Source organism: Streptomyces sp. B1866, assembly GCF_031932565.1.
Classification (GTDB): domain Bacteria; phylum Actinomycetota; class Actinomycetes; order Streptomycetales; family Streptomycetaceae; genus Streptomyces.
On sequence record NZ_JAVSCF010000036.1, the window covers coordinates 11,386 to 36,097 of the forward strand.

Annotated in this window: 22 protein-coding genes, 1 pseudogene and 1 riboswitch; of the genes and pseudogenes, 9 read left to right on the plus strand and 14 right to left on the minus strand. The window is 74.4% G+C overall.

Going from position 1 to position 24,712, the window contains the following annotated elements:
• The first annotated feature begins 218 nt into the window (after positions 1–218).
• The gene (locus RKE29_RS08145; RefSeq protein ID WP_312004401.1) at positions 219–1,565 is read left to right on the plus strand and encodes a DUF445 domain-containing protein; all 1,347 of its coding nucleotides are present in this window, start codon (positions 219–221) and stop codon (positions 1,563–1,565) included.
• A 36-nt stretch (positions 1,566–1,601) separates the two neighbouring features.
• Here RKE29_RS08145 and RKE29_RS08150 read toward each other — a convergent pair whose 3' ends face one another.
• Both RKE29_RS08150 and RKE29_RS08155 read right to left on the minus strand, forming a co-directional pair.
• On the minus strand, positions 1,602–2,711 hold the full coding sequence (locus tag RKE29_RS08150; RefSeq protein ID WP_312004402.1) for a Gfo/Idh/MocA family oxidoreductase: 1,110 nt from the start codon (positions 2,709–2,711) through the stop codon (positions 1,602–1,604).
• A gap of 214 nt (positions 2,712–2,925) precedes the next feature.
• Positions 2,926–3,129, minus strand: coding sequence for an antitoxin (locus RKE29_RS08155; RefSeq protein WP_312004403.1), 204 nt, complete (start codon positions 3,127–3,129; stop codon positions 2,926–2,928).
• 165 nt (positions 3,130–3,294) lie between these two features.
• On the opposite strand from RKE29_RS08155, the gene RKE29_RS08160 reads away from it, so the two are divergent.
• Positions 3,295–4,074 (plus strand): HAD-IIA family hydrolase, encoded by a 780-nt coding sequence (locus RKE29_RS08160; protein WP_312004404.1) that lies wholly within the window; start codon positions 3,295–3,297, stop codon positions 4,072–4,074.
• Between the two features lie 146 nt (positions 4,075–4,220).
• Here the strand turns inward: RKE29_RS08160 and RKE29_RS08165 are convergent, their stop codons facing one another.
• Together RKE29_RS08165 and RKE29_RS08170 are read right to left on the minus strand one after the other, a co-directional pair.
• On the minus strand, positions 4,221–5,012 hold the full coding sequence (locus tag RKE29_RS08165; RefSeq protein WP_312004405.1) for an SDR family oxidoreductase: 792 nt from the start codon (positions 5,010–5,012) through the stop codon (positions 4,221–4,223).
• A 36-nt stretch (positions 5,013–5,048) separates the two neighbouring features.
• Entirely contained in the window at positions 5,049–6,581 is a 1,533-nt protein-coding gene (locus tag RKE29_RS08170) for an MFS transporter (RefSeq protein WP_312004406.1), read from the minus strand.
• A 294-nt stretch (positions 6,582–6,875) separates the two neighbouring features.
• Here RKE29_RS08170 and RKE29_RS08175 point away from each other — a divergent pair, with 294 nt between their 5' ends.
• The gene (locus tag RKE29_RS08175) at positions 6,876–7,454 is read left to right on the plus strand and encodes a TetR/AcrR family transcriptional regulator (RefSeq protein ID WP_312004407.1); all 579 of its coding nucleotides are present in this window, start codon (positions 6,876–6,878) and stop codon (positions 7,452–7,454) included.
• Between the two features lie 274 nt (positions 7,455–7,728).
• Here RKE29_RS08175 and RKE29_RS08180 read toward each other — a convergent pair whose 3' ends face one another.
• The 3 genes from RKE29_RS08180 to RKE29_RS08190 all read right to left on the minus strand — a co-directional run bounded on the left by RKE29_RS08180 (position 7,729) and on the right by RKE29_RS08190 (position 9,899).
• Positions 7,729–8,553, minus strand: a complete 825-nt coding sequence (locus tag RKE29_RS08180; protein WP_312004408.1) for a CbtA family protein — start codon at positions 8,551–8,553, stop codon at positions 7,729–7,731.
• 20 nt (positions 8,554–8,573) lie between these two features.
• Positions 8,574–8,795 (minus strand): CbtB-domain containing protein, encoded by a 222-nt coding sequence (locus tag RKE29_RS08185; RefSeq protein WP_312004409.1) that lies wholly within the window; start codon positions 8,793–8,795, stop codon positions 8,574–8,576.
• A 59-nt stretch (positions 8,796–8,854) separates the two neighbouring features.
• Positions 8,855–8,942, minus strand: a riboswitch (cobalamin riboswitch).
• Between the two features lie 141 nt (positions 8,943–9,083).
• The gene (locus RKE29_RS08190; protein ID WP_312004410.1) at positions 9,084–9,899 is read right to left on the minus strand and encodes a GAF and ANTAR domain-containing protein; all 816 of its coding nucleotides are present in this window, start codon (positions 9,897–9,899) and stop codon (positions 9,084–9,086) included.
• A gap of 306 nt (positions 9,900–10,205) precedes the next feature.
• On the opposite strand from RKE29_RS08190, the gene RKE29_RS08195 reads away from it, so the two are divergent.
• Positions 10,206–11,261 (plus strand): glycoside hydrolase family 6 protein, encoded by a 1,056-nt coding sequence (locus tag RKE29_RS08195; protein WP_312004411.1) that lies wholly within the window; start codon positions 10,206–10,208, stop codon positions 11,259–11,261.
• A 90-nt stretch (positions 11,262–11,351) separates the two neighbouring features.
• Here RKE29_RS08195 and RKE29_RS08200 read toward each other — a convergent pair whose 3' ends face one another.
• On the minus strand, positions 11,352–12,269 hold the full coding sequence (locus tag RKE29_RS08200; protein ID WP_312004412.1) for a MerR family transcriptional regulator: 918 nt from the start codon (positions 12,267–12,269) through the stop codon (positions 11,352–11,354).
• Between the two features lie 257 nt (positions 12,270–12,526).
• Here RKE29_RS08200 and RKE29_RS08205 point away from each other — a divergent pair, with 257 nt between their 5' ends.
• A complete protein-coding gene (locus RKE29_RS08205) occupies positions 12,527–13,417 on the plus strand; it encodes a helix-turn-helix transcriptional regulator (RefSeq protein ID WP_312004413.1) in 891 nt (296 codons plus the stop codon).
• 46 nt (positions 13,418–13,463) lie between these two features.
• Here RKE29_RS08205 and RKE29_RS08210 read toward each other — a convergent pair whose 3' ends face one another.
• The 4 genes from RKE29_RS08210 to RKE29_RS08225 all read right to left on the minus strand — a co-directional run bounded on the left by RKE29_RS08210 (position 13,464) and on the right by RKE29_RS08225 (position 20,015).
• Positions 13,464–14,708, minus strand: a complete 1,245-nt coding sequence (locus RKE29_RS08210) for a lipase family protein (RefSeq protein ID WP_312004414.1) — start codon at positions 14,706–14,708, stop codon at positions 13,464–13,466.
• A gap of 309 nt (positions 14,709–15,017) precedes the next feature.
• Positions 15,018–16,970: a kelch motif-containing protein gene (locus RKE29_RS08215; protein WP_312004415.1), complete on the minus strand. Its 1,953-nt coding sequence runs from the start codon at positions 16,968–16,970 to the stop codon at positions 15,018–15,020.
• Between the two features lie 3 nt (positions 16,971–16,973).
• Positions 16,974–18,971 (minus strand): cellulose synthase catalytic subunit, encoded by a 1,998-nt coding sequence (locus RKE29_RS08220; RefSeq protein WP_312004416.1) that lies wholly within the window; start codon positions 18,969–18,971, stop codon positions 16,974–16,976.
• Positions 18,972–19,319: 348 nt separating this feature from the next.
• Positions 19,320–20,015, minus strand: a complete 696-nt coding sequence (locus RKE29_RS08225) for a FadR/GntR family transcriptional regulator (protein ID WP_312004417.1) — start codon at positions 20,013–20,015, stop codon at positions 19,320–19,322.
• A 500-nt stretch (positions 20,016–20,515) separates the two neighbouring features.
• Between RKE29_RS08225 and RKE29_RS08230 the strand changes: the two genes are divergently transcribed.
• Positions 20,516–21,085 (plus strand): lytic polysaccharide monooxygenase, encoded by a 570-nt coding sequence (locus RKE29_RS08230; RefSeq protein ID WP_312004423.1) that lies wholly within the window; start codon positions 20,516–20,518, stop codon positions 21,083–21,085.
• A gap of 193 nt (positions 21,086–21,278) precedes the next feature.
• On the opposite strand, the gene RKE29_RS08235 is transcribed toward RKE29_RS08230, so the two are convergent.
• Together RKE29_RS08235 and RKE29_RS08240 are read right to left on the minus strand one after the other, a co-directional pair.
• A complete protein-coding gene (locus RKE29_RS08235) occupies positions 21,279–21,506 on the minus strand; it encodes a DUF397 domain-containing protein (protein ID WP_312004418.1) in 228 nt (75 codons plus the stop codon).
• A 230-nt stretch (positions 21,507–21,736) separates the two neighbouring features.
• On the minus strand, positions 21,737–22,648 hold the full coding sequence (locus RKE29_RS08240) for a helix-turn-helix transcriptional regulator (RefSeq protein WP_312004419.1): 912 nt from the start codon (positions 22,646–22,648) through the stop codon (positions 21,737–21,739).
• 149 nt (positions 22,649–22,797) lie between these two features.
• On the opposite strand from RKE29_RS08240, the gene RKE29_RS08245 reads away from it, so the two are divergent.
• The 3 genes and pseudogenes from RKE29_RS08245 to RKE29_RS08255 all read left to right on the plus strand — a co-directional run.
• Positions 22,798–23,199 (plus strand): ATP-binding protein, encoded by a 402-nt coding sequence (locus RKE29_RS08245; protein ID WP_312004420.1) that lies wholly within the window; start codon positions 22,798–22,800, stop codon positions 23,197–23,199.
• Between the two features lie 106 nt (positions 23,200–23,305).
• Complete coding sequence (locus tag RKE29_RS08250; RefSeq protein ID WP_312004421.1) at positions 23,306–23,743, plus strand: hypothetical protein; 438 nt, start codon at positions 23,306–23,308, stop codon at positions 23,741–23,743.
• Positions 23,744–24,363: 620 nt separating this feature from the next.
• A pseudogene (locus tag RKE29_RS08255) lies at positions 24,364–24,712 on the plus strand (hypothetical protein); the annotation flags it as partial.

Genomic DNA, 24,712 nt, shown 5'->3' on the forward strand with positions numbered 1-24,712 from the left:
GGTGAGCACGGGACCGCCGCGTGAGCCGGTCCAAGGGGGGAACCGGCTCCTCCGGTCGGACGACGGGAACCCGCCGTACGTTCCCTCTGCGGGCTCTCGAAGGCGCCGGGGGCCCCTGAGGCGGCGCGGCGACGGCGGGAGCGACAATGCACGGGACGCGGCCGCCGCGGCGGACGGCGGCGGGCGAGCCGCGGACGGGACACGAGACGGGACGGGCGATGCGCGAACAGGGCGGTGAGCGGGCGGACGCCGGCCGGACGGCGGACGGGGGCGCACGCCGCCCCGGGCCGCTCGCGCCGCTGGCGGCGGACACCCCCGCGGACGCGGAGAAGCGGCGCGGCGTGCGCCGCATGAAGGCGTTCGCGGCCGGGCTGCTGGCGACCGTCGCGGTCGTCTTCGCGCTGGCCACGTGGGCGGAGACGGCGGGCGCGGGCCCGTGGGCCGGGTACGTGGCGGCGGCGGCCGAGGCGGGCATGGTGGGCGCGCTGGCCGACTGGTTCGCGGTGACCGCGCTGTTCCGGCGCCCGCTGGGCCTGCCCATCCCGCACACCGCGATCATCCCCACCAAGAAGGACCAGCTCGGGGTGAGCCTCGGCGAGTTCGTCGGCGAGAACTTCCTGCACGGCGACGTCGTACGGCAGCGGCTGCGCGCGATCGGCATCAGCGGCCGGCTCGGCGCGTGGCTCGCGCGGCCCGAGCACGCCGACCGGGTGACGGCCGAGCTGGCGGCGGCGCTGCGCGGCGCGCTGGCCGTGCTGCGGGACGCGGACGTGCGGGCGGTGGTCGGCGAGGCCGTCACCCGCCGGGCGAACGCCCAGGAGATCGCGCCCGGCCTCGGCAAGCTGCTGGAGCGGATCGTCGCCGAGGGCGGCCACCGCAAGGCCGTGGACGTGGTCTGCGCGCGCGCCCACGACTGGCTGCTCACGCACGGCGCCTCGGTCGTGGACGCGGTGGAGACCGGCGCGCCCGGCTGGACGCCCCGGTTCGTGGACCGCCGGGTCGGCGAGCGGGTCTACCGGGAGCTGCTGCGGTTCGTCCGCGAGATCCGCGACATGCCGGAGCACCCGGCGCGCGGCGCCCTCGACCGGTTCCTGGCGGACTTCGCGGGCGACCTCCAGTCCGACACGGACACCCGCGCGCGGGTCGAGCGGCTGAAGGCGGAGACGCTGGGGCGCGGCGAGGTGCAGGACCTCATCGGCTCCGCGTGGGGGGCCGTACGGGCCATGCTCGTCGCGGCGGCGGAGGACGACGGCAGCGAGCTGCGCCGCCGGGCCCGCGCGGCGATCCTGTCCCTGGGCCACCGCCTGGCGGCGGCCGACGGGCGGCTGCGGGAGAAGGCCGACGGCTGGGTGGAGGGCGCGGCGGTGTACGTGGTGACGACCTACCGCGCGGAGGTCACGGCGCTGATCACCGACACGGTGGCGAGCTGGGACGCCGAGCACACCTCGCGCAAGATCGAGGCGCACATCGGCCGGGACCTCCAGTTCATCCGGGTGAACGGCACGGTGGTGGGCGCGCTGGCGGGCCTGGGCATCTACGCGATAGCGCACGCGCTGGGGGCGTGACAGCGGTCGAGTGGTCCGCCCCCGGCTCGCCACGCCCTAACCCAGCGAGACCGTGCGCCCCTCCGCCGCCGACCGCCGGGCCGCCTCCAGGACCCGCAGGGTCGCCGCCGCCTCGGCCGCCGTGACCGGAGGCGGGCCGCCCAGGCGCAGGGCGGTGGCGACGGCCGCGTAGTACGCCGGGTAGTCGCCCGGCAGGCTCGGCACCGGTTCGCCGCCGCCCGTGCGCGGCGACTCGCCCGCGCCCAGCCGGCCCCACGCGCTCTCCGGCTCCACGCCCCACTCCGCGGCGCCCGGCTCCGGCGGCCGCGCGCCGCCGGGCCGCAGGCCCTCGCGCAGGTCGGCCTCCTGCGGGTCGAGCCCGTACTTGACGTAGCCCGCCCGGCTGCCGATCACCCGGAAGCGGGGGCCGAGCTGGGCGGCCGTCGCGCTCGTCCACAGGTGGGAGCGGACGCCGCAGGCGTGGCGGAGCGCGACGAACGAGTCGTCGTCGGCCTGCGCGCCGGGCCGGCGCGCGTCGGCCTCCGCGTACACGGACGTGACCGGGCCGAAGAGGGTGAGCGCCTGGTCCACCAGGTGGCTGCCCAGGTCGTACAGCAGCCCGCCCACCTCGGCCGGGTCGCCCGACTCGCGCCAGCCGCCCTTGAGCCGGGGCCGCCACCGCTCGTAGCGGGACTCGAAGCGCCGCACCTCGCCGAGCGCGTCGTCGGCGATCAGCTGCCGCACCGTACGGAAGTCGCTGTCCCAGCGGCGGTTGTGGAAGACGCTCAGCAGCAGGCCGCGGCTCTCGGCGAGCGCGGCCAGGTCCTCGGCCTCGGCGGCGGTCCCGGCCAGCGGCTTGTCGACCACGACCGGCAGCCCGGACTCCAGGGCGGCGCGGGCGAGCGGCACGTGCGTGCGGTTGGGCGACGCGACGACGACCAGGTCGAGGGCGTCGGCGCGGCTCCACAGCTCGTCCGCGGCGTCCGCGACGCGCGCGCCGGGGTGCTCGGCGCGGGCCTTCGCCTGCCGCTCGGGGCTTGAGGTGACGACGGTGTCGAGGACGAGGCCGTCGGCGGCCGCGATCAGCGGGGCGTGGAAGACGGAGCCCGCGATGCCGTAGCCGATGAGGCCGACGCGCAGGGGAGTGCTGCCGGTGATGCCGTTCATGCGGCCCTACTGTGGCAAACGGCGTGCCGGCGTGCGGCGCGGGGGTCGGGGCGGCGTGCGCCCGGCCGCCGACGAGGCCCGTACGCCGGTACGGTGCCGCCCCGCGCGGGCGTGCGGTCGGCGTTCCGCGTGGTGGCGGGCGTACGCGAGCCGTGCCGTGACCGCCCGCACCGCCCGTACGGGCAGGCGTACGGGCGGCCCGCGACGGCCGGCGTTACGCGCCGCCGCGGCCCGGCGGCTCGCCCTCCTCCCCGAACCGCTGGTCCATCGCGTCGCGGCTGGTCCGGATCTCGTCCCTGTACCGCCCGCCGGTCCGGTCGTCGGCGGTGTCGGCGCCCTTGTGGGTGGCGCGCCGGGTCTTGTCCGGGTTCTTGCCCGCCTTGTGCATCGCGTCCTTGAGCTTGTCCATGAGCCCCATGACGGCCTCCTCGGGTGGGGACGGTCAGGACGGCCGGGCCGGCGCGCGCCGGGCGCGCGAGGCGGCCCGACTCCAGGATCGGTCACGCGGGCGGGTCTGTCGCGCCGGGTGATTACGCTGGTGGTCGCGGACCGGGCGCAGGGAGTTACGGAGGGGAGTCCCGCGATGGCGGAGCGCAAGCCGATCGAGTCCTGGCTCACGGACATGGACGGGGTGCTGGTGCACGAGGGCATCCCGGTGCCGGGCGCGGACGCCTTCGTCAAGCGGCTGCGCGAGTCCGGCAAGCCGTTCCTCGTGCTGACCAACAACTCCATCTACACCCCGCGCGACCTGCACGCCCGGCTGTCCCGGATCGGCCTCGACGTCCCGGTGCCGAACATCTGGACCTCCGCGCTGGCCACCGCCCGGTTCCTGGCGGACCAGCGGCCGGGCGGCACGGCGTACGTGATCGGGGAGGCGGGCCTGACCACGGCGCTGCACGACATCGGGTACGTGCTGACCGACCACGAGCCGGACTACGTGGTGCTGGGCGAGACCCGGACGTACAGCTTCGAGGCCCTGACGAAGGCGATCCGGCTCATCAACGACGGGGCGCGGTTCATCGCCACCAACCCCGACGAGACGGGCCCGTCGGCGGAGGGCGCGCTGCCCGCGACCGGGTCCGTGGCCGCCCTGATCACCAAGGCCACCGGCCGCGCGCCGTACTTCGTCGGCAAGCCGAACCCGCTGATGATGCGCGCCGGGCTGAACGCGATCGGCGCGCACTCCGAGACCAGCGCCATGATCGGCGACCGGATGGACACGGACGTGCTCGCGGGGCTGGAGGCCGGGATGGAGACGTTCCTGGTGCTCACCGGGCTGACCGGGCCGGAGGAGATCGAGCGCTACCCGTTCCGGCCGTCCACGGTGGTGGACTCGATCGCGGACCTCGTCGACCGCGTCTGACGCCCGCCGGCCGCGTCTGACGCGGCCGCGCGCAGCGGTGAGGGCTGCGCGCGGCCGCGTGCGGCGGCCCGCCGGACGAGGCGTCAGACGGTCTTGACCAGGCCGCCGTCGATGATGAACTCCGTGCCGGTGATGTTGTTNAGGCGTCAGACGGTCTTGACCAGGCCGCCGTCGATGATGAACTCCGTGCCGGTGATGTTGTTCGGCGAGGCGGCGAACGCGATCAGCCGGGCCACCTCCTCGGGCGTGCTGACCCGGCCCGTGGTGACCTGGAACCCGGTGAGCATCTGCTGGGTGAACTCCTCCAGCGTGACGCCCTGCTGCCGTGCCAGCGTGGCGATGAAACCGTCCGGGTCGGTGAACACGCCCGTGGACACCGGGCCGGGCGAGACGGTGACGGCCCGCACGCCCTGCCCGCCGAACTGCTCGGCGATCACCTTCGTCAGCGCGCTCAGCGCGGCCTTGGAGACGGCGTAGTCGGCGGGGCCGCCGCCGACCAGCCGGGCGGCGACGGAGGAGACGTTCACGACCGTGCCGCCGCGCTCGGCGAGGCTGGGCAGCAGGGCCCGGCTGACCCACAGGGCGCTGTAGAAGTGCAGGTCGAAGGTGTGCCGCCAGGCGTCGTCGGACAGTTCGAGCAGGTTGTGCAGCGAGCCGCGGGCCAGGTCCTCGGTGTCGCCGATGCCGACGTTGTTCACCAGCACGTCCACGCCGCCGAGTTCGGCGAGGGCCGTGTCGGCGAGCTGCCGGGCGCCGTCGGCCGTGCTGAGGTCCACGGCGACGTGCGTGGCGCCGGTCTCCTTCAGCTCCGGGGTCTCGCGGCGGGAGGCGGCGACGACCCGCGCGCCCTCCGCCAGCAGCAGGCGGACGGTGGCCAGGCCGATGCCCTTGCTGCCTCCGGTGACGACGGCGGTCCTGCCTGCGAGGTGCAGATCCATGACGGGGCTCCAGGAGTTCCGTAGCGGGGAAGGGGGTCAGGCGGCCCGGCGCGGGCGGCGCAGGCCGAGCGCGGTCACGGCGATGCCGACGGCCGAGACGATCAGCGGCACCCACAGGGCCGCGTGCAGCCCGTCCATCAGGTCCTGCGGCGAGCCGCCGGATCCGGTGTGCGCCTGCTGGACGGCGGTGACGACGGCGAGCACCAGCGCGGCGCCGAACTGGAAGGAGGTGTTGACCAGGCCGCTGGCCACGCCCTGCTCCTGCGCGGCGATGCCGTTGGTGGCCACGATGTTCAGCGGCCCGTACGAGAAGGTGAAGGCGAGGCCGACCAGGACGAACGCCGGGAACATGCCGCCCCAGTAGGAGGAGTCGGCGTCCAGCGGCAGCAGCGCGGCGTACGCCAGGGCGGCCGAGGCCAGGCCGGCGAGGATCACGCGCGGGGCGCCGAACCGGCCGACGAGCGGGGCGACGATGCGCGGCGCGAGCAGCGCGACGACGACGCCGGTCGGGCACACGGCGAGGCCGGTGGCCAGGGCCGACCAGTCGCGCACGTCCTGCATGTAGAGGGTGAGCACGAACAGGGTGCCCATCCAGCTGCCGAGCAGGGCCATGGCGCCGATGTTGGCGCGCACGACGGGGCCGGAGGTCAGCAGGCCGAGCCGCACCAGGGGCGCGGGGGAGCGGCGTTCGACGGCGGTGAAGGCGGCGAGCAGCACCAGCACGCCGGCCAGCGAGCCGAGCGTGCGGGCCGAGCCCCAGCCGGCCTCGGGCGCCTGGATGACGGTGTAGACCAGCAGCAGCATGGCGGCGGTGGCGCTGACCGCGCCGGCCAGGTCGAAGCCCGCGCGGGGCCCGGCCGGGCGGCCGGAGTCCGGCACCAGCCACAGGGCGCCGAGCAGGGTGGCGGCGGCGACCAGCGTGGGCGCGAAGAACACCCAGCGCCAGGACAGCTCGGTGAACAGGCCGCCGACGACCAGGCCGAGCGAGAAGCCGGAGGCGCCGGTGGCGGTGTAGATGGTCAGGGCCTTGTTGCGGGCCGGGCCCTCGGCGAAGCTCGTCGTGATGATCGACAGGCCGGCCGGTGCGGTGAAGGCCGCGCTGACGCCGGTGACGAAGCGGGCGGCGATGAGGAACTCGCCGTTCGGGGCGATGCCGCCCAGGGCCGAGGTCAGCAGGAACGTGCCGAGCGCGATGAGGAACACCCGGCGTCTGCCCAGCAGGTCGGCGGCGCGTCCGCCCAGCAGCAGGAAGCCGCCGAAGCCGAGCACGTAGCCGCTGATCACCCACTGGAGCGAGCTGGTGGACATGGCGAGGTCGGAGCCGATGGACGGCAGCGCGACGCTCTTCATGGACGCGTCGAGGGCGTCGAGGAACAGCGCGCCGCACAGCACGAAGAGCATGCCCCAGGCGCGACCGCTGAGCGTGTGCAGGACGGTGCCGTCGCCGGGGCGGGTATCGGTGGCGGACCGGGGGGCGTTACCGATGGTTGTGACGCCCTGGCCGGCCGGGCCGGCGGGATCGAGGGGGTCGGTGGCGGTGGTCTGAGCGGTGGTCTGGGGGTTGCCCACAGGTGGTTCCCGTTCTGGTGGCAGGGGAGGGGCGCGGCAATATCGGACCGATCGGTCCCGGACCGATCAGTCCGCATCCTGTGCCGAGGTGGGGGCGCCTGTCAACCGGGTTATTGCGGAGTGGACCGATCAGTCCGCTACGCTGGGCGCGACGGCCGGTGCACGGCCGGTGCACGGCCGGTGCACGGCCGGTGCACGGCCGGTGCACGGCCGGTGCACGGCCGGTGCACGGCCGGGAGAAGGCCGCCGCACGGCCCGGGACGGCCGGCGCGGCGGGCAGGCAGGAGGTGCGCGATGCCCCGGAAGCCCGATCCGCAGGCGCGGGAGCGCATGCTGGAGACCGCCACGCGGCTGTTCGCCCACCACGGCGTGCACGCCGTGGGGCTCCAGCAGATCATCGACGAGTGCTCGTGCGGGAAGAACCTGCTCTACCGCGAGTTCGGCAGCAAGGACGAGCTGGTCCTGGCCTTCCTGGAGCGCTGCTGCGAGGACTGGCGGCGCATCCTGGCGCTCACCGCCCCGCCCGCCGGAGCCGACCCGGCCGAGCACATCCGGGCCGTGGTCGCCCACGTCGCGCACGAGACGACGCAGGAGGGTTTCCGGGGCTGCGTGCTGCGCAACGCGTTCGCGGAGTTCCCCGACCGGGACCACCCCGCGCACCGGCTCATCGTCGGGCACTACACCGAGCGCCACGCCGACCTGCGCGAGCTGGCCGTCCGCGCGGGCGCCCGCGACCCCGACGCGCTGGCCGACCGGATCGCCCTGATCATCGACGGGGTCAACGGCAACGGCCCGGTGCTGGGCAGGGAGGGCGCCGCCAAGGCGGCCGTGGCCTTCGCCGACGAGGCCGTGCGCGCGGCGCGGGTCGGCTGAGAGCGCCGTACGGCACCGCCGCGCGGCTTCCGCCCGTACGCGAAAAACCGGTGGGCGCGGCGCAGGGGTCAAGGGGGCGACCGCGCCCCCGCGCCGCACCCACCGGGTGCTTCTCATCGAGCTGTCGTGCCGCTGTGCTGTCGTGCCGCCGGGCCCGTACGGCCGGTACGGGCCGTACGCGCGGCCGGCGGGCCGCTCCGGCCCGGCCCGGCTCCCCCGGCGGACCGGAGGAGCCGAGAGAACCGGAGTGACCGGATCACCCGGAGCGACCGGCTCAGGCCGGCGACGGAACCGTGGCCTCCGGCTTCTGCGCCGCACCCGCCGCCGCCCGCTCCCGGGCCCGCGCCGCCCGCAGCCCCAGGGCTCCGAACACGCCGCCGAGCAGCGCCCACAGCAGGACGTGCGAGGCGAGCCCCAGCACCCGGAAGTCCCACAGCAGCGTGGCCTCCACCGGCACCGGATCGGTGTTGTCCGGCAGCGCGAACGACACCGCGAGCACCGCGACCAGCGTCGCGGCGACCGCCGTCTGGCGCACGGCCGCGCTCCGGCCCGCCGCGGCGAGCCGTACGGACACCTGCCAGGCGAGCACCACGCCCAGCACCCCGACGGCCAGCGAGCCGAGCCACAGCTCCTGCCGGTGGCCGAGGGTGCCGGAGTCGCCCACGCCGGGCGGGTTGGCCGGATACCGCAGCCCGGGCAGCAGCGACAGCGCGGCGAAGCCCGCGCCCGTGAGCGCCCAGGCCCTCGGCCAGGCCCGGTCGGACAGCCCCTCGGGGCCGGTGCGGCGGTGGACGAGCGCGTAGGCCACGGCGAAGAACACGCCGATCGCCAGGCCGACGACGACGGCCGTGACCACGAGCCCGAGGTGCTGCGTGCCGCGGGTGAACAGCTCCTCGTGGTGCTGGGCGGCCGCGGCGGCCGCCTCGTGGCCGTGCTCGGCCTCGGTGCGCCGCTCCTCGGCCTTCACCGCCCGGTCCATCAGCGGCTCGGTGAGCAGCAGGGAGAACAGGCCGGTGGCGAGCCCCGCGAGGCCGCCCGCCGCGAGGCCGCGGCCCAGCAGGGGGAGTACGGGCAGATCTCTGCCCTGGTCGGTTGCCATGTGCGTGGATCGGCCCCCGGTCAGTGGCAGGGAGCGCCGAACAGGTGCCGGCCGTCGTGCGAGAACTCGTGCAGGTAGTCGCCGGTCACCGAGACCAGCGAACCGTTGTCCACGAAGGACGCGTAGAGCGCGACGAACGCCACGATGACGGCGGCGAGGGCGATGAGCCAGTCGCGGGTGCGGACGGTGGCGGCCTGGACCGCCGCCGTGTCGGTGTGCTGCTGCGCAGTGTGCAGGGACATTCCGCTCAAGCCTCCTTAAGGGGTTTCCACGCCCCAGGTCAGGAAGAGAGCCGACGGGTCAGTTCCTGGCTTCCGGCGGCGCGCGCACGCGGCGGGCGCGGCCGGTCACAGTGGCGGGACCGTCCCGGATTCGCACCGGGTTCCTGAGGTCCGTCGTCTCGGTTACGTTCCGGAGAGTCCCAGGTGCGCCGACTGTGTGTCAACAGCTTGTCCGTCCCGTTCTGTACCGTGCTCGCGGCTCCGGGCGCCGCGTCGTCGTCCCAGGTCGGCGCCTGTTTCCTGGTCAATTCACGTATCCGGCCCGGGTGTCCGCGCGGGGCGCGGCGGCGCCGGCCGGCCGGGCGGGCGCAGCGGCCCGGTGTCGAGCGTGCCGTCGACTGTGCCGCGCGCCACGTCCGACAGCCGGGCGCGGCGGCCGCGGGCGTACCGCCGCAGCGCGGTGAACGCGTCGTCCACCGAGGTGCCCCAGCGCTCCGCGAGCACCCCCTTGGCCTGCTCCACGACCACCCGGCTGGCCAGCGCGGTGCGCAACTGGTCGGCCAGCAGGTCCCGCTGGCGGACCGTACGCCGCTGGAGTATGCCGATGGCGGCGGCGTCGGCGAGGGCCTGGGCCAGCGCCACCTCGCCGTCGCCGGGCAGGCCGCCGGAGCCGGCGGGCCCGCCGCCTCCGGCCGGCCCGCCCGTGAGGATGTTCAGCGCGCCGACGACCGTCTCCCGCCGGCGCAGCGGCACGGCGTACACCGCCCGGTAGCCGTCGGCGCGGGCGCGCGGCGCGTAGTGCGGCCAGCGGGCGTCGGCCGCCGCGCCCGCCAGCGCCAGGGGCGGCACGGCGGCCGCGCTCCGGAAGCAGTCCACGCACGGCCCCTCGCGGCGCCGCAGCGCGAACAGCTCCAGCCGGCAGGCCCGTTCGTCGGAGGCCGCGGCGGCGCCGAGCCGCCCCTGGTGGTCGACGAGCACCACGCCCGCCGCGCCCGCGCCCAGCAGCTCCACGCAGCGGACCGCGAGCCGCTGGAGGAAGGCCGCCGGGTCGAAGTCGTCGCCGAGGGTGTCGGCCAGCTCCACGAAGGCGCCGGCGAGGCGGCGTTCCCGAGCACTGATGCGCACCGTAACGTCCCTGCCTCCCGTCGGGCGCGGACCGCCGCCCCGCGCGTCCCCTCGGTTTCGGTTCTTCCCCGTTCCGGCGGCGGCCGACCCGGTAGGGGGCATACCGGTCGCGGAAGGGGGGAAGGCGGCACCGGACGGTCTGCGCGCGGCGCGGCGCGGGCCGGGAGCGGGTCCCGCGCGGCGCCCCGCGGAGTGCCGCGCGCCACCGCCGTCCCGGCGGGTCGCCCGGTCCGCCGCCGTACGGCGCGGTGTGCCAGCATGGGAGCCCGACCGGTCCGTTTCGCCTGCCTCCAAAGGGGGAGTTGGATGTACGGCAACCACACCGGCCGCCGGCGCCGGGCCGCCCGCCCGGCGTCCGTCACGGGGGCGCTGGCGGCGCTCGCCGCGCTGGCGGTACTGTCCGGCTGCACCATGTCCTCGCGGGCCGACGAGCCCGTCCCGACGGGCCCGCCCACGCAGCGGCCGAAGGACAGCGTGCCCTACTGGGTCAACCCGGACGGCCCGGCGGCGCAGCAGGTGGCCGCCTACCGCAGGGACGGCCAGAAGAAGGACGCCCGGCTGATCCACCGCATCGCCGAGCAGCCCGTCGCGGAGTGGCTGGGGGTGGACGACGCGGAGGGCCAGGCGCGCGGCTTCACCCTGGCCGCCGCGGCGGCCGACCGGGAGGCCCTGCTGGTCGTCTACGACATACCCCACCGCGACTGCGGCCAGTACTCGCAGGGCGGCGCCGCGGACGGCGCCACCTACCGCGACTGGCTGGCCGGGGTCGCCCGCGGCATCGGCGACCGGCCCGCCACCGTCATCCTGGAGCCGGACGCGCTGCCGCACGTCGTGGACGGCTGCACGCCGCCGCGCTACCACGAGGAGCGGTACGACCTGCTGTGGGGCGCGGTCGCCACGCTGAAGGCCCTGCCGCACACCAAGGTCTACCTGGACGCGGGCAATCCGCACTGGATGAAGGACCCGGGCCGGCTGGTCGAACCGCTGCGACGGGCGGGCATCGACCGCGCCGACGGCTTCGCGCTGAACATCGCCAACTTCCAGACCACCGAGGAGAACAGGGCCTTCGGCCGCCGCCTGTCGCGGATGCTGGGCGGCAAGCACTTCGTCATCGACACCGGCCGCAACGGCAACGGCGTCGCCCCCGGCGACGACCCGCAGACCTGGTGCAACCCCGACGGCCGCGCCCTGGGCACCCCGCCGACGACCGACACCGGCGACGACCTGGTGGACGCCTACCTGTGGATCAAGCGCCCGGGCGAGTCGGACGGCACCTGCAAGGGCGGCCCGGCGGCCGGCAGGTGGTGGCCGGAGTACGCGCTGGACCTGGCGCACAACACGGAGGAGAAGGACGGGGACTGAAGTCCCGGCCCGGCATACCGCCGCCTGGCGCACCCGCGCCCGTGCCCGTACGCGCCGAGGTGCGCGCCGTGCGTCCAGCGGCCCGGGCTGTCAGCCGCCGCCAGGCGCCGCCGCCGGTGCGAACGCGTCCACCAGCCGTACGTGCACAGCGCCCACGTTGCGCCCCCGGTCGCCGGTGACCGTGCTCACCGCCGTCCAGTAGCGCCGGAACAGCGGCAGGTCGAACTGCATGGCGGCGCCGAGGACGGCGCGGAAGGCGGGGGTGTCCTCCTCGCCGCGCACCCGGGCGACGGTGGCCGCGAGGCGGTCGACCGCCGCTCCGCTCGGCCGGCCCTCCGCCGCCTCGGCAGGCGCCGCCTGGAGGGCCTGGACGGAGGCGTCGAGCAGGCCCGCGTACAGCGACGCCTTGCCGCGCCGGTCCGGCACGTGCAGGCAGCTCCAGTAGACGGGGAACCGGGGATCGGCGCTGATCACGTGTAACTCGGCGTAGGCGAGGGCGGTCTCGGCGGTCGGATCGGGCGGCGGGTCGGGCACGGCGGCGGCGGTCACCAGCTCCGCCAGGCGGGACGGCACGGCTCGCGGGATCGCCCGCGCGCAGGCCGCGGCCAGGTCCTGGCGGGCCTCGGGCAGCCGCTGGACGCGGGCGAGGACCTCCAGGCGGCGCAGCCGCTCGTCGTCGGCGCAGTCGTCCAGGGCGCGCAAGGCCGCCTCCCGCCAGCGCAGTTCGGCCAGCCGCTCCTGCACCTGCGCCAGCTCGCCGGCCACCAGGTCGGCCAGCGTCCGCTCGCCGGTGACCACCTGGGTGACCGCCGCCACCGGCGTGCCCAGCGCCCGCAGCCGCCGCACGGTCCGCAGCCGGTCCAGCGCCTCCGGCCCGTACCGCCGGTGGCCGCCCGGCGTGCGCTCGGCCACCGGCAGCAGTCCGGCGTCGGAGTAGTACCGCACGGTCTTGACCGGCAGGCCGGCCCGGGCGGCCAGTTCGCCGATGCTCCATGTGCCTCGCGTCACAGCGGCTTGAACCTCCAGCGCACGGGAGCTCCTATCGTACGGATCGCCGAGCGGGCGTTGAGGGAAGTCGGCGGCCGGACCGGTGTGCGGGTCACGGGACACGGCACGCGGCGCGCCGGACAGCCGGGAGAGCCGTACTCATGGGACGTGCATTTTTTCTCACGCTGCCCTCATGTTCATCGGCTACTTGAATAACCGGTAAAGGTCCCGGGGTGGGCCTTGTGATCGGGATGGTGATTCGCGGCATGGACGTGTCCGTGGCTGAGCAGGCTGTCCGGCTCGATGTCCTTTACGCGCCGCCGACCCGGGCCCGGGTGTCGCCGCCGGGGCCGCCGGCGGGCCGGGCGGCCGGGGCCGGAGCGCCGGTGCGGGTGGTGGACCTGGACGGGGCCACGGTGTGGGCGACCACCGACCCGGCGGCGGCGACGTGCCCTGCGCCCCGGGCCGTGTGGCGCGCCGACCCGGAGACGTACCACCTGTCGCTGGCCCTCCGCGAGGCGGTCGGCCGCCGCAAGGGTGCCGCGGTCCCGGAGCCGGGCGCCGTCACGGCGGTGGGCGCCGAGATCCCGCTGGCCCGGCTGCCGCTGCCGCCGCGGCTGGCGCGGCGCACGGCCGGCCGCCTGCTGCCGACGGGCGACGGGGTCGGCGCCCTGCTGGCCGACTTCCTGGTCCGGCTGACCGAGGACACCGCCGGCTACCGGGCGTCGGACGCCCCGCACCTGTGCGCGGCGCTGGTCGACCTGACGGGCGCGCTGCTGCTGGGCGAGCTGGACGCCGACGCGCTGCTGTCGCCGGAGGACCGCCGCCTGACGCTCACGCTGCGGATCCAGGACTACGTGCGCCGCCGCCTGCACGACCCGGCGCTCGACCCCCGGGCCATCGCCGCCGCGCACCACATCTCCGTCAGCTACCTGCACCGCCTCTTCCGCGAGCAGGGCCTGACCGTCGCGTCCTGGACCCGCGACGAGCGCCTGGAGCACGCCCGCCGCGACCTGGCCGACCCCGGCCAGGTCTCCGTGCCCGTACACCGGGTCGCGGCCCGCTGGGGGCTGGTCCACCCGGCCGCGTTCAGCCGGGCGTTCCGCGCCGCGTACGGGCTCACGCCCAGCGACTACCGGGACCGGACGGTGCCCGCGGCGGGCGGGTGAACCGTCCGGGCCCGGCGGCCGGGCGGCCGGGGGCGGCCGGGCCGGATCAGCAGGTGCTGGTGGCCGGCTTGCCCGCGAAGCGGTCGGTGAGCCAGTCGGCCGCGTCACCCCACGCCGTGGGCATGGCCCGGACGTGTGACAGGAGGGGCAGGAGCACGGGGATCTTCTTGAGCTGGACGGTGGCGCCCTTGGCGCACCAGTCCTCGGCGAGCTGCCTGCCCTGCTCCTCGAAGGGCAGTACGTCGTCGTTGGGCGCCTGGTCGACCATGGTCGGGACGGACGGCTTGACGGTGCCGAGCTTGTTCTCCGCCACGATGGCGTCGAACGGCGGCCTGCTCAGGTGCTCCGCGACGGGCCTGCCGTCCTTGGTCAGGTCCTCGGTGTCCTTGCCCCAGTAGCTGAACACCACGTCCAGCGCGCACTTGGTCCGCGCCTCCTGGAGGTACCGCCTGCCCTGGTCGTTGAACAGGTCGAGCAGCCGGGCCTCCGGGTAGGCGGTGTCGAGGTCGGCCAGCAGGAGGCCGAGGAACCCGGAGTACATGCCGCCGTCGAAGCTCTTGGCGGCGGCGTCCTTGTTGGCCGGGGGCGCGCCGACGAAGGCGCCCTTGAGGTCGAGTTCGGGCGCGTAGGAGGAGGCCAGTTCGGCGGCGGCGGCCGAGGCGCCGCCGCCCTGGGAGTAGCCGGCGACGCCGACGGGGCCGTCCTTGGGCAGGCCGGTGCCCGGCAGGCGCTGGGCGGCGCGGATCGCGTCGAGCGTGGTGTGCGCCTCCGACCTGCGGATCGCGTACGCGGTCGCGGTGGGCACCCCCATGCCCTCGTAGTCGGTCTGCGCGACGGCGAAGCCCTTGCCGAGCAGCGCGTCGACGAAGCCGTTCTGGAGCGCGGAGAGGAGGTCGCGCGAGCCCTCCCGGGCCAGGGTCTTGGAGGGGGCGCACTGGTCGCTGAGGCCCGCGGTGAAGGGCGTGTACGCCACGATCGGGCGCGGCCCGGGGCCGGTCCACTCCTTGGTGGGCACGATGACCGTGCCGGTCACCGGGATCACGTGGTCCTTGGCGTCCCGGGACAGGTACATGATCCGGGTGGCCTCGGCGTTCCGGTAGGCGGACTCCGCCGACTTGATGACGTCGCCGTTCCGGCCCGAGGGCAGTGGGCCCGGCGGGGTGTAGAAGTCCGCGGGCACGGCCGCCGTCGCGGGGGCGGCGTCGGAGACGGCCGCGGCGGTGAGCGTCAGGGATGCGGTGAGGGCGGCCGTGACGGCGGCGGTGAGGCCGCGGCGTACGGATACGCGCATGGGGGTGACTCCCCGGAGTGTGTGGAGAAGGTGACGGGTTGTCACCTCGACCGTAGGGAGCGGCCATGCGCGCGTCAACTCCCGTGCTGCAAGGGCCCGTTGTTTCTGACGGGAAATGACGAGAGGGCGGGGGTGGGCGGGGGAGGAGTTGTCGCGCGGCGCGGAATTCTCCCCGCGGCACTTGCATACTCCCCGTACTGTGCGGTACCTGAGGGATTCCTGGGTGTTCCGTGCCGTGTGCGTGTTTCGTGCCTTCCGCGCCCGCGCGCACCGCGTCGCCCTCGCCGGCCGCCGGACCGGGCCGTCCGCCTACCCGCCCGCGCCGGGCGCCACCGGCACCTTCACCCACACCGCCCGCGACGGCGTGCCGTGCCGGTCCACGGCCTCCAGCATGTACCAGCCGGGCGGGACCAGGGACGGGTCCTTCGGCAGGGTCACCGACACGCCGTCGCGGGTGCGGGTGAAGTCCAGCGCGACGGACCGCTGTTCGATGTTGGTCACGTGCGTGAAGGAGCCCGGCCGGATGAGCCGCATCCGCGCTATCTCGGCGGGCCGGGCCGCCCGGTACGCGGCCGTGCCGCCGAGCGCGACCGTCCTGGGCGCGGTGTCGGTCAGCTCCGGGCGGGTCGGACGGTACAGGTACGGCGGCGTGTAGAGGTCGATCTGCTGCTGGAAGGTGGCCGGCCGGGAGTTGGCCTTGTTGCCGAACAGCGAGTCGGAGCCGAAGGTCATCACCCGCCCGTCGGGCAGCAGCAGCGCGCCGGAGTGGTAGTTGCGGCCCACCAGCGGGTCGGCCACGCGGCGCATGGCGTTGGTGCGCGGGTCGTAGATCGCGGCCTTCAGCACGTTGCTCGCGCCGCGGCCCCGGTAGTCGCCGGACCCGTTGGTGGTCAGCACGGTGTCGTCGGGCAGGATGACGCTGCTCGGATACCGGACCTTGCCGTACAGGTCGGGGCCGTCGGTGAAGCGCGGCGCGGTGTCGTGCAGGTTCACCAGCCGGGTCCTGGCGGTGACCTTGGACGACTCGCCGACCCCGCCGCCGCCGAGGACCATGTAGCGCTGGTCCTGGGCGGGCGGCAGCAGCACGGACATCGACGTCTCCAGGACGTCCGGGTCGCTGATGCCGGGCACCGGCTGGAAGGTGTTGCCGTCCAGCTCCCAGATGCCCGGCGTGCGGCCCTCGTCGGCCGGGCCGTAGCCGGCGTTGGAGCCGGTGTAGAAGATCTTGCCGTCGTCGGCCAGGAAGAGCGCCGGGTAGGTGGGGAAGAACCGCTGCTCGGGCAGGTACGTCCACTTCCTGGTCTCCGGGTCGTACACCTCGTTCTTGCCCGGTACGACCTGGCCGATCTCGTCGAGGCCGGAGACCGACAGCACCTTCCCGTCCGGCAGGGTGGTCAGGGTCGGATACCAGCGGGCCTCGTGCATCGGGTCGACCGTGACGTACCGCTCGGCGACGGGGTCGAACTCGTACGCCTCCTTGATGCCCTGGAAGTCCTTCTTGTCGAAGGACAGCTTCTCCGCGATGCCGTAGAAGTTGCGCGCGTCCGTGCCGGTCTGGCCCTCGATGCGGTAGTTGTCCTCGGCGCCGGTCTGGTACTGCCGCCCCTTGCGCAGCGCCTCCACGTAGACGCGGGCGACGCTGGGCGTGATGGTGACCTTGCCGGCGGCGTCCTCGGTCTTCCTGGCGCGCGGGACGAGCAGCGGGTCCTTGGACTCGAAGGTCTTTCCGCTGGCCTTTCCGGTGAAGCGGGTGCCGGCCGGGAAGGTCTTCGGCTTGTCCGGGTTCTCGTTGTGCACGAGCATCAGGCCGCCGGCCTTCTCCACGTCCCCGCCCAGCTTCTCGTACCGCTGGGTGCCGCCCGCGATGAGGAGTTTCCCGTCCGGCAGCTGGGTGTGCCCGGCGCAGAACATGTCCTTGGGCGTGGGAATGTTCTTGAAGGTGTTCTTCTCCGGGTCCCACAGGACGCTCCGGAAGGATTTCGCGGCGAAGTTCTTCGCGTTGTTCCCGGACCCGGCGACCAGCAGCACCTTGCCCGTGTGGAGCAGGGCGGCATGAATGGTGTTGATGCGGTATTCCCGGGGCACGTCGACCACGTCCCAGTGGCCGTTGCGCTTCTTGTACCCCGGCCGGTTGATCTTGTAGTCGTGGTACTTGTCCGTGCCGTAGCGGTACGCGGCCGGCCCGTTCATGCCGGCCAGGGCGAGCACGGCCACGGTTCCGATGGCCAGCCGGCGGGTGCGGCGGGAAGGGCGGAAGTTCACGGCTCATCGCCCCCCGGGAGCGCTCGGAGTCCTGTCGGTCGACGGCGTCTCGGCGGCCCCGGGGCACGCCGTACCGCTCTGGGCCGGTCCGCTGTGGGCCGGTCCGCTCTGGGCCGGTGCGGCCGGGGCCGGTGCGGCCTGGGCCGCGTCGGGCGGCGCCGCCGCGGCCGCCTGCCGCGCCTTCTCCCGGGCCTTCTCCCGCGCCCGGCGGGCGTCCTGGCGGACCGTCCAGCGCCAGGCGATGACCGGCGCGGCGGAGATGGTGAGGGCGAGCGAGGCCCACAGGGTCATCGCCGGGTGGCTGTGGTCCAGGACGTACGAGGCGACCAGCCCGCCGCCGAAGACCACCAGGAAGAACAGGTGGATGCGGAAGGTGCCCAGCAGCGTGTCGGGGCTGGCCGAGTCGCCCTTGGGCGTCACCACGAACCGGCTCCTGCGGCGCAGCGCCGCGTCGGTCAGCGACCGGGCGTACACCGGCGCGGCCAGCGCGGACATGATCATGCCGGCGACGCCGCCGGAGCCCTCCGGCTCGTGCGGCGAGACGTTGTGCCGCCGGTTCCACACGTACAGGCCGATCTGGAGCGCCGACGCGTTGCCGTACAGCATCATCCAGATGGACGGGTCGATCTCGATGCCGGAGGCGCCGAAGCCCAGGAAGAGGGTGCAGCTGACGGCGGCGAGTATCCAGTTCAGCGCCGACATCGGATAGAAGATGACCATCAGCGTGTAGTTGAACAGCTTGCCGGGCGGCAGGGTGAGCGGCGCCTTCCAGAACTGCTTGAGGATGGTCTCGTACGTGCCCCGGGACCACCGCAGCTGCTGGGTGAAGAAGTCCGTCCAGGAGGTGGGGCCCTCGCCGACGGCCAGCACGTCGGGGGTGTAGACCGACCGCCACTTGCGGCCGGTGGCCGGGTTGCGGCGGCGGTGCAGCTCGAAGCCGGTGGCCATGTCCTCGGTGATGGAGTCGTACAGGCCGCCGATACTCTTGATGGCGGTGATCCGCACGGCGTTGTTCGTGCCGACGAACATCGGCCCGCCGTACGCGTTGCCCGCGCGCTGGATCAGGGCGTGGAAGAGGAACTGCTGGCTCTCGGCTGCCTTGGTGACGGCCGCGTCGTAGTTGCCGTACACCTGCGGGCCCACCACGAACGCCACGTCCGGGTCGCGGAAGTACCCCAGCATCCGCTCCAGGTAGTTGGGCAGCGGCACGTGGTCGGTGTCGACGGAGGCGAAGAAGTCGTAGGCGTCGCCGTGCGCGTCGAGCCAGGCGTTGTAGTTGCCGTGCTTGGTGCGCGCGCGGTGCGGGCCCTTGGGCTGGTTCCACTTCTGGACGTCCTTGCGGGAGAAGTGCTTCACGCCCAGCTCGGCGCAGACGGCCTTGGCCTCCGCGTCGTCGCCCTCGTCCAGCAGCCACACGTCCAGCGGCCCGCGGTGGCGGACCAGCACGGCCGCCTGGAGCGTCTTCTTCACCATCTCGATCGGCTCCTTGCCGGGCACGAAGCTGGTGAGGAAGGCGACCTTCGTGCCGCTTTCCGGCACCACGGGCACCGGGTCGCGGGCGACGAGCGTGGCGTGCGCGTTGGACAGCACGTTCAGGGTGCGGAACAGCTCGATCAGGCCGATGGACACCAGCATGACCGCGTCCATCATCTCCAGCGAGGCCGAGGCGCCGTCCCGCTCGGTCCAGTGCTGCGGCCGCATCAGCCAGGCCAGCAGGCCCAGTGCGAGCAGCGGTGCGGCGCCGAGCAGCAGCGCCGCGCGGATGCGGTGCGGCTCGGCGGCCAGCAGGCTGCGGTAGCGCACCCGGTACGGCCTGCCGGGGTCCGGCTCGGTGAGCGGGCCCGCCAGGCGGCTGTAGTGCTCGTAGTCGTACTTCGGCAGCGGCCTGCGCCGGCGCGGGCCGCGCGGACCGCCTGCTCTGATCGGCCGCGCTATGCGCAGGCGCGTCGTCGGGGCGTCGTCGTCGGTAGGCTGCCGGGCGTCGGCAGGCGTCGACGTCATGAGAGTCATCCCCCCCATACACACGGACACTGGCCGCGTGTCAGGTCCTGACGCGCGCGTAGTGCCCCCCTCGGCACTATGCGCGCGCTGAGTAGTGGAAGCAGCCAACCATGCAGGATCGAAAGGCTACCTTCCGCTTGCTGCGAACCACTTAACCGGACCCCCTCTGTCCGGCTTCCCCCCCGGGAATGTCCGCCTGGTGCGGTTTCGGCCGCACGCGCGTTTGTGAACCCCGCCAGGGTCCCGGACTTCCCCGCTTGATCACAAGGCGAACGGGCGGGCGAAACACGCTTTTTACCGGTTAAAGTCGTGCAATGGGCTGGAGGTGCTCAGGTGTCCGAAATGCGGTTAGTGATGTGCCGCGCCAAGCCGGGTCCGGATGTTGCCGAAGTGGTCGCGTACGGCGGTTTCCGCCCGTACCGCGTCGCCCGCCCGTACCGCCTCCAGGATCTGCCGGTGCTGCGCGCAGGTCACCTGCGGGTCGGGTGCGGCGCCGCCCGGGCCCGCGGGGTCGTACAGGTCCGTGCGCACCCGGTGGAAGGCGTCCCAGAACGCCTCCAGCACCTCGCTGAGCAACAGGTTGTCCAGTCCGCGGTGGAGGGCCGCGTGGAAGGCGCGGTCGGTCTCGGCGCGCACGGCGCCCGCGGCCGCCTCCTGCTCCATGCGCGCCACGAGCGCGTCCAGCTCGGCCAGGTCGGCCTCCGGCACCCGCCCGGCCAGCCGGGCGACCAGGCCGGTCTCCACCGCCTCGCGCAGCTCCAGCAGTTGCAGCAGGCTGTCCTCGCCGCGGTAGTGGCCGGCGACCGTGCGGAAGACCAGGCCCTCGATCATCGGGGCCACCGACATGGGCCCGACGTACGTGCCGAAACCGTGCCGCACCTCCACGATCCCCATCGCCTGGAGACCCTTCAGGGCCTCGCGCACCGAGTTGCGGCTGACGCCGAGCAGTTCCATCAGCTCGGTCTCGGTGGGCAGCGTGGCCCCGGACGCCAGCCGCCGGTCGATGATCAGCCGCTTGATCCGCTCCTGGATGTCGCCCGCCATGCCGCGACCGCGCACCGCCACCTCCGACTCAGGCCCCCGCCGACGCCCGGCTCCCGCGGGCCCTGGCCGGCGGCCCGCGAGGCGTGCCCTGTGCGCCGGTGGCGGGCCCTCGCCGTACACGTCGCGGTCCGACGCGAATATACCGGCGGGGGTGGGGCCCGGCATCCGGGAGCCCGGCCGGGTGCGCCCGTCGGCGCCTGGGCGGGTATTGGTCTAGACATCTCCGCCAGGGCGCCGCTACGCTCGCATTGGTCTGGACCGCATCGCAACGGCAGGCGGCGCCCGCACGGCGCCCCCGCTTCCTCATCGAAGCCTCGGAGCGAAGCATGCGCGGAAAGACGCGAGAGAAGACCGACGGTGCCGTCCGGGCGCGCGGACGGTCCCGGACCGGATGGACGCGCGCCGGATGGACGCGCGCCGGACGGACCCCGGCCGGGTGGGGTCGTACCGTACGGGCGCGGACCGGCCGCGCCCGGCTCGGCGGCGGCCTCGCGGCGGCCCTGGCGCTCGCCGCGGCCGCGGTGCTGGCCACGGGCGGCGGCGCGGCGGGCCACGGCTACACCGACGCGCCCGTCAGCCGGCAGAAGCTGTGCGCCGACCACGTCGTGACCGGCTGCGGCGAGATCGAGTACGAGCCGCAGAGCGTGGAGGGCCCCAAGGGCTTCCCCGCCCGCGGCCCCGCGGACGGCGCCCTGTGCTCCGGCGGGAACAGCCGCTTCGCGGAGCTGGACGACCCGCGCGGCGGCGCCTGGCCCGCCACCGAGGTCGCCGCGGGCCGGCCGGTGACCTTCACCTGGCGGTTCACCGCCTCCCACGCCACCGCGGACTTCCGCTACTACGTCACCAGGGGCGGCTACGACCCCGCCAGGCCGCTGACCCGCGCGAGCCTGGAGGCCGAGCCCTTCCTGACCGTCCCGTACGGTGGCCGGCGGCCCCCGGCCACGCTCTCCCACGCCGGGACCCTGCCCGCCGGGAAGACCGGCCGGCACCTCGTCCTCGCCGTGTGGAACGTCGCCGACACGGGCAACGCCTTCTACGCCTGCTCGGACGTCGCGGTCCGCGGCGGATGAGCGCACGGGCGCGGGGCGCCGCCGACGTGGCGGCCCCGCGCCCGCGCGCCCGGATCAGGCGCCTGACCGGCCGCCCGGCGGTCCGGCGGGTGCGGTCACCCGGCCGGGCGCCGCCGAGCGGTCAGGCACCGCCGTACGGTCAGGCACCGCCGTACGCGCGGCGCCGGCCGTACGGCCGGGTGCGGTCGGCCGGTCAGGCACCGGCCGCCGCCGGACCCGCCGCGCCGTGGGCCACCCGGTCGAACCCGCCCGCCTTGACGCCGCGGACGAAGGTGCGCCACACGCGCGGGACGGTGGTCAGGACCACGCCCGGGTCGTCGCTCTCGCGCACCCGGATCAGGTCCCGGCCCGCGGCGACCTCCACGCACTGGCCCTCGCCCACGGAGAACGAGGACTTGCGCCAGGGCAGCGGGCCGAGCACCCGCCGTCCGGCGGCCGGACGCGGCGCGGGCCGGGAGAGGGAAGGACCAGCGGACGGAGAAGAGGACGGAGAAGCGGGCGGAGAAGAGAAGGGGATCGGGGACGAAGGGCTGAAATGTGGCAGATGCGGCAGTTGGAGCTGGCGGGGAAGCCGGGCCAGCGGTGATATCCGGGGTATTTGACAGGGGGAAGGGTCGAAAGGACGCGGACTCTCGTCGAGCTGAGAGATGTTCATGTTGTGGGGGCTCTCTTTCCTACGAGACTTCGGAGCAGCGCCTTCGTCTCCTCGGCCGGCAGCGCGGTGGCGGCGATGAGGCCGAAGGCGTCGGCGAAGACGGTGACGTCATCGACTCCTTCGACGTATACGGGCCCGCGAAGGTTCTCCTGGGTGACCACGTCCGGCATGGGACCGGGGAAGCCGACGAGGGTGAACGCCCCGGCGTCGCCCGGGTTCGGGGCGGCGTCGATCGGCAGCACCTGGAGGGTGACGCTGGGCCAGTCCGCGACCTTCAGCAGGTGTTCCAGCTGCTCGGTCATGATGTCCGGCCGGCCCGCGAAGCGCCGGCGCAGCGCCGCCTCGTGGATGACCGCCCACAGCCGCAGCGGCGCGCCGGGCCGGGTGAGCACCGCCTGCCGCGCCAGCCGCACCTCGGCCAGGGCCTCGATCTCGGAGGCGGTGCGGGCGACGGCGTTCGCCGCGATCGTCTCGCGCGCGTAGTCGGGGGTCTGCAACAGGCCGGGCACGACGAGCGGCGCGTAGTCGCGCACGGATTCGGCGTCGCTCTCCAGGGAGATGTAGTCGGCGTACGCGGGCGCGACGACCCCGCGGTAGGTCTGCCACCAGCCCCGTTTGCCCGCGTCCTTGGCCAGGCCCTCCAGTGCGGCGCGGATGTCGGGACCCGTCACGCCGTACGTGGTGAGCAGGGTGGCGACCTCGGCGGCGCGGACCGTGGCGTTCGCGTTCTCGATCCGGGACAGCTTGGGGGCGGTCCAGTGGCGGGCGTCGGTGTCGCCGGACTGGTCCTGGGCCGCGTTCAGCGCGTCGGCCGCCTCCTTGAGCGTCATCCCCGCTTCCGTGCGCAGCTCGCGCAACGCGGCGCCCAGGCGTCTGCGCCGTACGGTGGGCACTGGCTGATAGGGCATGGCGGACAGTGTGACGCATCGTCGGGCGCATGGCCGGTGCGACGTTCCCTTTGGCATATGCCTGACGAAAAAGCCTGCTCGAAACATTGCGACCTTGATGCCCATGAGACAGGATCGCTACCGCGACACGGCAGAGGGGCCCGTACGACATGGCAGACGACTTCGCGCAGCGCTACGAGCGGCACCTGAACGCCGATCCGCAGTTACTCGCCGACGTGCGCCGCGCCGTGGGCGCGCGGCTGCGCCGGTGGGGCCGCGAGGAGCTGATCACCGCCGCCGCGATGTGCGTGACCGAGCTGCTGTCGAACGTCCACAAGCACGCCGCCTCCCCGGAGTGCGTGCTGACCCTGGAGAACCGTCCCCGCGGCATCCGCGCGGCGGTCCGGGACACCGACGCGGGGCTGCCGGTGCTCCGGGAGCCCGACTTCTGCTCGGAGAGCGGGCGCGGACTGTTCCTGCTGAGCAAGACCGCGCACGCGTGGGGCACGGCGGTCGACCCGTCGGGGAAGACGGTGTGGTTCGTCCTGCACGCCGAGACGCTGCGGCCCTGACCGCCCCGGCCGGTAGCGTGAAGAAGAGCACGAGACGGGGCAAGGGGAAAAAGGGGTAAGGGAATAAGGGGACGGCGGGGACGGGGACGGGCGGGAGGAGGGGGCCATGGATCCGGTGACGACGGGCGCCCTGGTCACGGCGGTCAACGCGGCGGCCTCGGGAGCGGGCGGTGAGGCGGGGCGGCGGGCGCTGGAATCGCTGGCCGCGCTGTACCGCAGGGTCCTGCGGCGCGACGACGGCGAGCCCGGCGGCGGCGGCGACCCTCCCGAAGGCTCTCCGGTCGGCTCCGGCGACCTCGTCGGAGCCGACGGCATCCCCTACGACGACGCGGCGCGGCTGCGGGACCTGGCCGCCCTGCTGGTGGAGCGGGCCCGGCGGGATCCGGCGTTCGGCCGCGATCTGGCCGCGTGGCTGAGCGAGTACGGCGCGCAAGCCGCGCCGTCCGGCGAGGTGCGCAACACCATCGCCGAGGGCGCGCGGATCACCGGGCCGGTCATCCAGGGCAGGGACTTCAGCGGGCCGATCACCTTCGGCTCCTCCTGACCCGGCTCCTCCTGACCCGGCGCCGCCAGGACCCGGCCTCGCGCGGCCCGGACTCCTGCCGGTCCGGACTCCTGCCGGTCCAGGCTCCTGTCGATCCGGGTTCCTGCCGGGCTTCGGCTCCCGCCGGTCCCGGCGCCCGTGGGACGCGCGCCTGGCCGGGCGCGCGTGCGGCAGCGAGCCGCCTGACCGCTCGTCACCGCGGGCCTCGCGCGGCCGTACGGCCCGCCGCCCGACTCATTAGGCCGAACGAGGGTTGCACGCGAGACGCGGAGAGTGTGGCAGCAACCGGACACAGCCGCTCTCCCGTGCGTGCGGAGCGTGTTCGCGTGACTGCGTTGAGCGCTCATCGGTGCATGGCGCACCACAGCTGCGTCATCTTGCTGTCACCGGCGTGTCGGGCGAGACTGCACGTTTCCAGGGTGCGCTAGGACACGCCGGTTTTTGCCAACCCGTTACATCACGGGTCGCGTTGACGCGGTCGCTGCGCGGAATTACTGTCTTCAAGGTTTTCACTCCGGTTTGTCTCCACTCTTGAGGCTCACATTCGTCGGACCAGGTCGGTATGTGAAGAATGAGGCCGGCGCCGCCCTACAGGGGAAGTCATGAAGCGTCTCCCGTTGATGTCCGAGCCTTCTCACGAGGGCGCCGCCGCCGTCTCCGCAACGGCCTCCGACCAGGTGGAGCACGCACTGCTGGCGGCGCGCGACCTCATCCGCACGACGGCGGACGACTACCGCCGCGCGCGCGACCGCGCGCCCCGGCCGGGCGGCGCGTCCGGCATCACCGCCGCCGAGGATGACGTCCGCGAGGTCGTCGCCGGGCTGGTGGCCGCCGCCGAGCGGTCCGTCGCCGTGATCCTGTCGGGCAACCCGCGGCAGGAGGACGCCGTCTGCGCCGCGCTCGGCCGGCTGCCCGGCGCCCCGCCCCGCGAACGGGCCGCCGACCGCGCCCGCGAGGCCCGCGCCGCGG